Below are 10,790 nucleotides of genomic sequence, written 5' to 3' on the forward strand. Positions count from 1 at the left end.
CGGTCTGGGTTGCATGCTTAAACGCGTAGACAGAACTACAGGAGGAAATAGCACAATCCCATGTGGATCCTTTCCACTGACTATTATATCTCAGGAACCACACAATATCGAAACAAGATCCCAAACGCCCTCCGCTCGTTCAAGAATCACGAGCTGCGCGGAGCTCCGCTCCTTGCCTTGGCGAGCAAAGCTCGCTTTAACAAAAGGGAAACATTGTGTTGCTTAAAGCTTTTATTGATGAATGTTATTTATTTTATTTTCAAAGAACCAGAATGTTTGCATCAGAGATGATGCTTATAAATATATTTTACGAGTGAGGGAAAGTTATGGAATTTGCTTCTAAGCAAGAAGAACAAGATTATTACCAACATGTCGCAAGCGAACAAGAATTCTTAGAATGGTACAAAAAGCAAGAACATCCGATCTACCAAAACCCTTCGGTCACAGTTGATATGGTTTTGTTATGCTATAATAAAAGTACTGATCAAATCAAAGTTCTTTTAATTCAAAGGCGAGGAAATCCTTATCGTAATTCCTGGGCATTACCAGGTGGATTTATTACCGCCAGCGAATCAACAGGGGACAGTGTTATTCGCGAAACAAAAGAAGAGACAGGAGTTACAATCTCTGCTAAAAATATCGAACAACTACATACATTTAGTACGCCTGGTCGTGATCCGCGGGGTTGGGTTATTACCGTTAGTTACCTAGCGTTTATTGGAGAAGCCATACTTTCTGCCGGTGATGATGCAAACCAAGCGCGTTGGTTTACGTTAGAACGCAAAAACAACCAGCTATACCTAACAAGTGGAGAAGTTGAGATTATTCTTGATTTGCAAACACACAAATCATTAGGGGAAGACACCTTGGCGTTTGATCATAGTCAGATCATCATCAAGGCATTTAACCGTATCGCAAATAAAATGGCCCATGAACCACAAGTTCTCCAAGTTTTAGGAGAAACTTTCACTATCACCGAAGCACGAAAAGTTTTTGCTAAATTTCTAGGTGTAGATTATCATTCTATTGATCATTCCAACTTTAAAAAAAGCTTATTAGACTTTTTAGAAGAAGTTGGGGAGCGTCCTTCTGGGGTAGGTCGCCCTTCAAAGCTTTACCGATTAAAAGAAGACTTTCGAGAAAACTAATTTCTGGCTTTCATTATAAAACTAAGACGCATCCTTTTTGAAAATGATCGTTACCAAAGGACGCGTCTTAGTTTCATTATATTCTCAAAGCAACAATTAAAGTACATGTAGCAAACTAGTGGCGATCGTAAAATAAATCATCAAACCTAAGGCATCATTTGTGGTTGTAATAAATGGACCACTAGCTACTGCTGGATCAACTTTTAGTTTTACTGCAATAGCAGGAATAATCGCTCCCACTACAGTAGAAAAGGATATTGTGATTAATACGGAAACACTAACAATAAAGGCTAAAACGGCATTTTGATAAAATAGGATGGCTACAAGAAAAAGTACAACTGCTGCAGCCAGACCAATTAATATACCTGCTCCAAGTTCCCTTCTTAGGGTGCGCCAAAAACTTAGCTTATCTTCCTTTTCTACAGTTAAATTACGAACTGAAACAGCTAGAGATTGTGTGCCGACATTCCCAGCTGTATCCATAATCATAGGGATAAAAGCTGCCAATAAGACAACAGATTCTAACGTTTCTTCAAAGAAACTAATTAGGCTACCAGTAAGCATTCCCAAAAAAATCAAAATAACAATCCAAGGTGCCCGCTGCTTAGCTGTTTGAAAGGCGTTCTCTTCTTTAGGCTCATCCTCATTACGACGAATAGCAGCAAACTCTTGAAAGTCTTCTGTTACCTCATTTTCTAAGATGTCCATCACATCATCAACGGTAACAATCCCTAACATAACACCGTTGTTAAGCACTGGGACAGCAAGCAAGTCATAATTTTGAATCACCTGAGCAACTTCTTCTTGGTCAGTGTCCACTGGCACAGAAACCACCTGATTAAACATCACGTTTTTTACCATCTCATCTTCTGAAGACAAAATCAAATCTCGCAAAGACAAGACACCAACTAAATTCGCTGCATCATCTAATACATAAATATAGTAGATTGTTTCTGCCTTATTTCCCATTTTTCGGATAAAAGAAATAACTTCGCTTGACGTTTGATTTTGGTTCGCTGAAACAAATTCTTTGGTCATTATGGAACCAGCAGTTTCTGGCTCATAAGATAATAGTTCTGTGGCTCTTGTCCTTTCTTTTTCATTCATCAAATCTAATAAATACTGTCTATCTATATTAGGCGTTTGTTTTAAAAACTTCACTACATCATCTGTAGGTAGTTTATTGAATAATTTAGCCACAAATGATTCAGGAAAATGAGAAACTACGTATTCTTGATCTTCAATAGCCATCCATTCAAACAATTCGGAAAACTCTTCTGGTGTTAAAAAATTAGCGATTTTCTGCTTTTTTTCAGGGTATAATAAATGATAGACTTCATGTTGGTCACGGTCGTGCAGACGTAAGAATAATTTACGAAATAGCTTACGATCATTTTCTTTTGCCGCCTGATAAATTGCTTCGTAATATTGGCTTTTATCTAACTTGAGCTCTTGCATTTTTATCTCTCCTTCCATCATGTTAAGAACCAGTTAGGACAAGGCTGCTTTCTTCACCCAATCTCGATATCATCTGATCTTACCAAAAACAACTTATCAGTCAGAGCAAAGACTTACATAATAAAAAAGCACGCTACTAAAAGCGTGTTTACATTGCTATATATTCAACTGCAAAGCACACCTCTTCGTTGAGTTTTGGCTCAATACAGCCTAGGGGGAAACCCAGCTACATTAAAAACTCCTTAGGTCGGATGTTTTTGTTAACCACGTTGGCATCTTTCGATATTTCCGGGCAGTAGCGTTCCTCTGTATAGTAACCTCACCTAACAGGTTATTTTTATTTCAAATTCAGTATAACGTAAATTTATACTGATGGCAACAATTGGACTAACTTCCATAAGGTTAACATTCATATAAAGCTCCCATAAAAAGGGAACTGGATGAGACATCCAGTTCCCTTTACGGTTCTTTATAATTAGTGAACAATATTCCTAGAAACAAAAATCTTAAGATTTTTTCTATAACCTAGGCGATCCCTGACGTCCCTTTCAGTTCATAACAAATTCATCAAATTTTTTGACATCTTCAACAAATATCAATTTCTTATTATACCAGTGCGCTTTATAACGAATAGTACGCAAAAAATGATGCCAATCAGCTTCTAAAAAATGAGTATTATCGATAAAATGGGGATTTTCTTCCAAATAAATAGAGTCATATTCATGGACTAAAAGATGAGTTAACTGATCTATATAATTTCTTTTTTGATTATTTTTTTTCACAGTTAATTTTTGTACTTTATGTTTTTGTTTTTGGTAGTTTTTTGCTTGCTTAACCACTACCGCACGTTTCTTTGCTACTTTTGCACGAAGCTCCAATTTTTTATTAGCCCTTTTTAATCGATGTTGAACTCCTTTGCACTCGTACACCGGCAAAGACCTATCCGAAGTTAATTGGACTAAATGTTTAGGACAATAAGCTATTCCTATGGCCTTTCCAGTTTTTGGTAAAGGAAACACTTCTTCCAAGCAAAGAAGGGACACAAAAAATAACTGATTATTTTTTGCAGATATCGTTGCTGACTTTATTTCTCCAAAAACTTCCCTATGCAAGTTTACAGAGACTAGTGATTTCAACTTGGGCAACTTCAATTGGTTTCCCACCAGATAAATCGTATTTTTTTGATTGTTGGCTGTATAAGACTGCCAAGTATTGTTTTTCGTCTTAAATTTTGGATAACCCATTCTTTTGCTAAAGTAATTTTTAAAAGCACGATCTAAATTGCGTTGCGCATTAGCTAAAGCTAGACTATCCGCTTGTTTCAAAAACGGATAGTCTTTTTTTAAATGTGCTGGAGAAAGTTTTGTTTCATAGCTTCCCTTTTGTAGAGACTCCTTCCGTGCACATAGTAAACAATTATAAGTAAATCGTACACAACCGAAAGTCTGAATAAAGAATTGTATTTGCTCTTCATTTGGATAAATACGAAATTTATAACCCTTTAATACTTTCACTAAGTTCACCTCTGTGAGCCTTTAAAAAACTTGTCTTACTTTATGAAATATAAAATGAAGCTACATAGCTTGCTTATCAGCAGTGGCCTTTTTATTTGCAAGTTTTTCTTGGTACTTTGTTTTTTCTTCCTCTGTTGCATAAACATAATGACCAGCTTCGATTTCTATCATCTGTCTATTAACATTTGGATCATCTTGCTCACCACTATATTTAATTCTTGTTCTCGTCCGTTCATAATTAGGATCCGGCAATGGAATAGCGGAAAGCAAACTTTCTGTATAAGGATGAACACCATAATAATATATGTCATCACTCGTACCTATTTCTAACAATTTCCCATCATGCATTACACCAATACGATCACTAATATGTTTAACCATAGACAAATCATGAGCAATAAATAAATAAGTTAAATTATGTTCTTTTTGCAGATCTTGTAATAAATTAACCACTTGAGCTTGAATTGAAACATCCAGTGCGGAAATAGGTTCATCACAAATAATAAATTTAGGATCAACAGCTAAAGCGCGTGCAACCCCAATTCGTTGCCGTTGTCCTCCAGAGAATTCGTGAGGATAACGAGTACCGTGGTTAGGGTTTAGTCCCACTGTTCTTAAAAGGTCATTAACTCGCTCATTTCGTTGATTTTCTGACTCTGCCAATCCATTAATATCAATTCCCTCAGCAATAATATCGCGGACTTTCATCCGTCCATTTAAAGAAGCATAAGGGTCTTGAAAGATCATTTGAACATCACGACGAAAAGCGTTCATGTCTTTTTTACCATTTAAATCCATGACGTTTTTGCCATCAAATTCCACCGTACCTCCAGTTGGTCGATTCAAACGAATGATGGTTCGTCCAGTAGTAGATTTTCCACTACCTGATTCACCAACTAAACCAAATGTTTCGCCTTCATAGATATGAAAAGTAATATCATCGACCGCTTTAACTTCATTTTTACGGCCTTCATTAAAATATTGTTTTAAGTTTTTTACATCTAATAAAACTTTGCTCATTAACTTTCCTCCATTTCCGGCTGATTTTGATTTTTCTGCCTAAATTCTTCCCAACGATTTAAAATCTCTTGCGGAGGCTCTACTTTAGGCGCTTGTGGCGCCAATAACCAAGTCGCTGCTTTATGGGTGCTTGATAATTCGAAAAATGGAGGCTGCTTTTCTGTATCGATTTTCATCGCATATTCGTTTCTAGGATAAAAAGCGTCCCCAACAGGAGGTTCTAATAAATCTGGAGGGGTTCCAGGGATGGCATATAACCGATCGCTTGTTCCTTCCAAAGTTGGCATAGAGCCTAATAATCCCCAAGTATACGGATGTTGCGGATTATAAAAGATTTCTTCAGCAGTTCCAATTTCCACAATTTTTCCAGCGTACATCACAGCCACTCGATCTGCAACATTAGCAACTACTCCTAAGTCATGAGTAATAAAAATAATGGAAGAGTTTACTTTTTGCTGGATATCCTTTAGTAGTTCTAAAATTTGAGCCTGAATAGTGACGTCTAAAGCAGTCGTCGGTTCATCTGCAATTAATATTTCTGGATAACAAATTAAAGCAACTGCAATGATGATCCGTTGACGTTGGCCACCAGAAAATTGATGCGGGTAATTTTTTAACCGATTCTTAGCATTAGGTATTCCCACAAGTTCTAAAAGTTCCAAAGCCTTTTGTAAAGCGTCTTTTTTTGAAACTTTTGTATGCTTCAATAATGACTCAGCAACTTGTTTGCCAATTTTCATTGTCGGATCAAGTGAAGTCATCGGATCCTGAAAAATCATAGAAATATCTTTTCCTCGAATTTTTTGCATTTGTTTCTCGGATTTTTTCAGGATATCTTCGCCATTAAATACGATTTCGCCATTTTCTACAACTGCATTACTAGATAAGAGTCCCATAATACTTCTGGTTGTAACAGACTTACCACTACCAGATTCCCCTACAATCGCAAGTGTCTCTCCTTCATGCAAATCAAAACTTACATCTCGAATCGCTTGAACTTTTCCAGCGAAGGTAGTAAATGAGATTTCTAAATCTTTTACTTCTAAAATTTTTTTCACCATACTCACTCCTTCATCTGCGGGTCAAACGCATCACGTAGCCCATCAGCTAATAAGTTAAAGCCAATCATAATGACTGAAAGAACAACAGCGGGGATTACCACTTGATAAGGTAAGAACATAAATGTCTTATAACCCTCATTTAACAACGTACCAAGAGAAGCAGTTGGAGGCGTTAGCCCTATACCAATAAAACTTAGAAATGCTTCAAAAAAGATTGCTTCTGGAATACTAAACATCATTTGAATAACAATCACACTAGAAATATTAGGTAAAACATGTTTAAAAGCAATCTTAGACTTGCTTTCTCCTAATGTCGTTGCCGCTAAAACAAACTCTTGGTCTTTTAACTTAAGCGTTTGAGCTCGAACAATACGAGCCATAGGTATCCAATTGGTAATGGCCATAGCTGCTATAATAGAAAAGATACCAGGATTAAATACAACTAACATCAAAATCATTACCACTAAATTCGGAATTCCGGATAGAACTTCTATTATTCGCTGCATAACATTATCGACTCTACCACCTAATAGTCCAGAGATAACCCCATAGGTCACACCAAAAATAATATCCAATGTAGCTGCAATAAAAGCAATGAATAAGGAGATCCTTACGCCCATGAACAAACGACTCAATAAATCTCTTCCTAGCGCATCTGTTCCAAGATAAAAATGAACATCATCAGGAACATCAGCAGCTTCGTACCGATCAACCATTTGACCCCCAACTTCAGAAACTCCGTTTAACCCATTGATATCAATTCCCGGAATTTTAGGAGGTAGATTGATATAACTTGCATTTTGTTCAGTAGGATCATGGGGAGAAGCAAAAATAGTCACTACTGAAATTAATAATACAATCAAAAGAAAAATTGTTGAAATCACAGCCGCCTTATTTTTCTTCAGACGGCGCCATGAATCCTGTAAGAAACTCAATGAAGGAGCCGTAATAGCTTCTCGTTCGACAGTCGTATTTTTTTCCAACGGTTCAAACTCAGAGACTGGGATTTGAGCTAATTGGTCATTTGTATAATTTTTATCTTCCATCATCCACGACTCCCTTCTGAAATACGAATACGAGGATCTATAATGCCATATAGTACGTCAACCACAAAGATAATCGTCACTAACAGTGTAGAGTAAAGAATCGTCACTGCCATAATTGTCGGATAATCATTGGTCATAATTGACTTAACAAACTGATCACCAATTCCAGGGATTGCAAAAATGTTCTCAATAACAAGTGAACCCGTCATTAATGCTACGGCTAAGGGACCAAGCAAAGTCAAAATAGGGATGAGGCTATTACGCAATCCATGCTTAAAAGCTCTTTCCCAACGACTTAATCCCTTTGATTTAGCCAATTCGACTTGATCACTGTGTAGTACTTCTACCATTTCGGTCCGTATAAAACGAGCCGAATCCGCTAATGGTGACATTGCCAAAGCTAAAGTTGGTAGAATCGTATAGGCAAAACTATCCCATTGAGCAATTGGTAGAATTTCTAGTCTAATAGCAAATATGTATTGCAATAAAACAGCAAACACAAAGTTCGGAATGGAGCGACCTAAGATAGCCACTAAAGTACTTAATGTATCCACCCAAGTATTTTGCTTCATTGCTGAAATTGTACCTAAAATAATCCCAAATACTGTTCCAAATCCAATAGCTTGAAGTCCTAATTGAACAGAAGGTCCAATCCGATCACCTAAAAGGTTAGCTACAGGTTGATTCTTAAATTGGAAAGAAATTCCAAAGTCTCCTTGCAGAAGGTTTAGTAAATATTCTCCATATTGCACGATTACTGGCTGATCAAGCCCCATTTGCTCATTTAAAAGAGCAATTTGCTCTGGAGTTAATCGTTCAGCATTGGTATATGGTGTTCCAGGTAAAAACTGCATCATAAAAAAAGTAATGGTGGCAATCAACCATAATGTCACTGCCATAAAAAACACACGCTGCAGTAAATATTTTACAAAATCACTCACGTTTTTCCCCCCTAATTTTTGACTTCTCAACAATATTTTTATACATTAAACCTATCTCTATATTTTTATCATTAAGAAAGGAAGCTACCATGCAAATAAAAAAAAGTTCTTGGATTATCAGCCTAGCCAGTCTGTTAGTCAGCCTATTACTTACAATCATTCAAAACGAATTTTCCTTTACTGTTTTGTCCAATAATTTATTTCTATTCACCTTGTTTTTTCTAATTATTGGCGGATTTCTTTGGGTCTTTTCTTCCGGATTTTTCGATAATTTTCAACGAGCTTTCAAGAAAAGAAATAAAAAAACAAAAAAAGAAAGTATGAAATTGTCAGAAGTCGGCCGTACTAGCTTTCGTTTTTGGCTGGAACCTGCAGGAATATTATTTTTATTAAGCTTGCTAGCGTTATTGTTAGCAGCTTTTTAAGTAGTAAAGACTGAGACACTGCTATTTAGCAGCTATTGTCTCAGTCTATTTTATCATAAAATCGCCATAAAAATTATTCGTCTACTGTTACCCACTTAAAATCATACTGTGCGCCCGCAGCATGAGAAACAACCCCGTTTACTCTATCTGCTCTTAGATGAGCTTCAGCATTTTGATACAATGGAACGACGCCTTGTTCATCCATGATAATATTTTCAGCTTCTACATAGTTGTTCCAACGCGCTTCCGGATCGTTCGCATTTTCACCCGTTGCTTCTTCGATTTGTTGGTCGTATTCTTCACTACTATAGTTCCCATGGTTATTTGACCCATCTGTTTGGAATAGATCAAGGAAACTACTTGGATCAGAATAATCAGCTCCCCAACCACTTAGGGCCATATCAAAATCACCAGAAGTTGAACGGTCTAAGCGAACCGAGAAAGGTACCGGACTTAACGTAACAGTTACACCATCCAAGTTATCTTGAATCGTCTCTTGTAGAAATTCTTGAGCTCGACGAGAACCATCTGTATCATCTGCTAAGATATCTACTTCCACTTCTTCTCCTAGTTCCTCTTGAGCCTGTTCCCAATATTCTTGTGCTTGTTCTGGATCATACTCTATCTGGCTACCAGCATCTTCAGTGAAATCATCGCCCGTTTCCGGGTTTTCACTCATATCACTTGGAACTAAGCCAGAAGGTTCAATCGATCCATCAGCCAAAATTGAATTAACTAAAGATTCACGATCAATCGCATAAGAGATGGCTTTACGGAAGTTTTCATTGTTAAATGGTGAATCTTCATCGTCTTGATTCATCTCCATATAAAAAGTAGATGCCTGAGGAACCGTGAGATAATCTGGGTCATTAGCCATTTGCTGTGCTAATTCACCACTTAATGTAATTTCATCTGCTTGACCGTCTTGGAATAAATTCAAAGCCGTTGATGCTTCTTTAACCACATTGACATTTACACGATCTAAGGAAACATTGTCTGCATCCCAGTAGTCTTCATTTTTATCGTACGCCCACTCGGTATCTGAACCAGGGCCGTCAAAATCAGCCAAGACAAACGGGCCATTGTATACCATATTTTCACTTGTTTGAGCATAATCATCGCCGTTTTCTTCTACGACTTCTTGATTTTGCGGGAAGAACGATGGGAATGCTAACAAACTATCAAAATATTCTGTCGGTTGTTCTAATGTAATTTCTAATTCATGATCGTTAACCGCTTCAATTCCTAATTCATCAAGATCGGCATCCCCATTGTTTACATCGGTTGCATTTTCAACCGGTTCAAACATATAAGCAAATTCTGAAGCCGTTTCTGGATCTACAGTTCGTTGCCAACCATAAACATAATCATCTGCTGTAACTGGATCCCCATTTGACCAAGTCGCATCTTCACGTAATTGAATATTATAAGTTAGTCCATCTTCGGAAACTTCTGCTTCTTCAGCTGCCCCGGCAGGTTGAGGCTCATCATTTTCGTCTAAACGATAGATTCCTTCGTAGATATTATTTAATGCAGAAAAACTAACGGTATCTGTTGCTTGAGATATATCCGCTGTTGGCATTTCTTGTCTTTCAATAAAGGTATATTCGTTTCCAGAAGTACCAGAAGCGCCTTCTCCTCCCTCACTTTCACCTGAGTCTTGAGTGGAGCCAGTCGTACAACCAGCAAGTACCAAGGAACACACCGCAAATAAACTATAAATATATTTCTTTTTCACATCATTTGCCCCTTTTTGATTTAGAATTTTCAGAATTATCATCTTTTTCTGAAGTTATATAAGATTGTAATTATTAATTATTAAAAAATCAAGAGAACCTGAATGATTTATAAATTTTTCCAAGAATGATTCAATCATTGGTATGCTCATTTTTCTAAAAGTTTAGTTGCTTCACCTTCTGGGTGTACAAAAAGAACGCACTTCGTGTTATTGTAAAGTCGACAAAACATAACAATAAAGGAGTGCGTTCTTATGTCTATTACTTTACAACAAAATTCTCTTACATTCAATGAGCAAAAAGTCATCTCAATAGCCAACGACGGTGGTACCTTAACCAATGACGCGGGGCTCGTCTTACTTTCGGAGTTTCTAAATCAAATTCATTTTGATTCACTGTTAGCGCAATACGTTCATATTCCAGAGCATCGTTTCTTCGCCC

At 37.0% G+C, this 10,790-nt stretch carries 9 protein-coding genes, 1 pseudogene and 1 riboswitch; of the genes and pseudogenes, 3 read left to right on the forward strand and 7 right to left on the reverse strand.

Annotated elements, in window-relative coordinates:
- The first annotated feature begins 326 nt into the window (after positions 1-326).
- Entirely contained in the window at positions 327-1,148 is an 822-nt protein-coding gene (locus G577_RS0108710; protein WP_028790870.1) for an NUDIX hydrolase, read from the forward strand.
- 96 nt (positions 1,149-1,244) lie between these two features.
- Here G577_RS0108710 and mgtE read toward each other — a convergent pair whose 3' ends face one another.
- The 6 genes from mgtE to opp3b form a co-directional block, all read right to left on the reverse strand.
- Positions 1,245-2,606, reverse strand: coding sequence for a magnesium transporter (gene mgtE, locus G577_RS0108715; protein ID WP_028790871.1), 1,362 nt, complete (start codon positions 2,604-2,606; stop codon positions 1,245-1,247).
- A 173-nt stretch (positions 2,607-2,779) separates the two neighbouring features.
- Positions 2,780-2,944, reverse strand: a riboswitch (M-box (ykoK) riboswitch).
- Positions 2,945-3,154: 210 nt separating this feature from the next.
- Positions 3,155-4,120: an RNA-guided endonuclease TnpB family protein gene (locus G577_RS0108720; protein WP_028790872.1), complete on the reverse strand. Its 966-nt coding sequence runs from the start codon at positions 4,118-4,120 to the stop codon at positions 3,155-3,157.
- A 60-nt stretch (positions 4,121-4,180) separates the two neighbouring features.
- On the reverse strand, positions 4,181-5,140 hold the full coding sequence (locus tag G577_RS0108725) for an ABC transporter ATP-binding protein (protein ID WP_028790873.1): 960 nt from the start codon (positions 5,138-5,140) through the stop codon (positions 4,181-4,183).
- Positions 5,140-6,201 carry an ABC transporter ATP-binding protein gene (locus G577_RS0108730; RefSeq protein ID WP_038027696.1) on the reverse strand — a complete coding sequence of 354 codons (1,062 nt, stop codon included), beginning with the start codon at positions 6,199-6,201 and terminating at the stop codon, positions 5,140-5,142. The genes G577_RS0108725 and G577_RS0108730 overlap by 1 nt, the downstream gene beginning before the upstream one ends.
- 2 nt (positions 6,202-6,203) lie before the next feature.
- Positions 6,204-7,247 carry an oligopeptide ABC transporter permease gene (gene opp3C / locus G577_RS0108735; protein ID WP_028790875.1) on the reverse strand — a complete coding sequence of 348 codons (1,044 nt, stop codon included), beginning with the start codon at positions 7,245-7,247 and terminating at the stop codon, positions 6,204-6,206.
- Positions 7,247-8,188, reverse strand: a complete 942-nt coding sequence (gene opp3b, locus G577_RS0108740; protein WP_028790876.1) for an oligopeptide ABC transporter permease — start codon at positions 8,186-8,188, stop codon at positions 7,247-7,249. Before opp3b ends, opp3C begins: the two co-directional genes overlap by 1 nt.
- A gap of 89 nt (positions 8,189-8,277) precedes the next feature.
- Between opp3b and G577_RS0108745 the strand changes: the two genes are divergently transcribed.
- Complete coding sequence (locus G577_RS0108745) at positions 8,278-8,613, forward strand: DUF3899 domain-containing protein (protein ID WP_028790877.1); 336 nt, start codon at positions 8,278-8,280, stop codon at positions 8,611-8,613.
- Positions 8,614-8,686: 73 nt separating this feature from the next.
- On the opposite strand, the gene G577_RS0108750 is transcribed toward G577_RS0108745, so the two are convergent.
- Complete coding sequence (locus G577_RS0108750) at positions 8,687-10,351, reverse strand: peptide ABC transporter substrate-binding protein (protein WP_028790878.1); 1,665 nt, start codon at positions 10,349-10,351, stop codon at positions 8,687-8,689.
- A 252-nt stretch (positions 10,352-10,603) separates the two neighbouring features.
- Here G577_RS0108750 and G577_RS11360 point away from each other — a divergent pair.
- Positions 10,604-10,790 (forward strand): annotated as a pseudogene (locus G577_RS11360) (IS1380 family transposase); the annotation flags it as partial.

This window comes from Tetragenococcus muriaticus DSM 15685, assembly GCF_000423785.1.
Lineage (GTDB): Bacteria > Bacillota > Bacilli > Lactobacillales > Enterococcaceae > Tetragenococcus > Tetragenococcus muriaticus.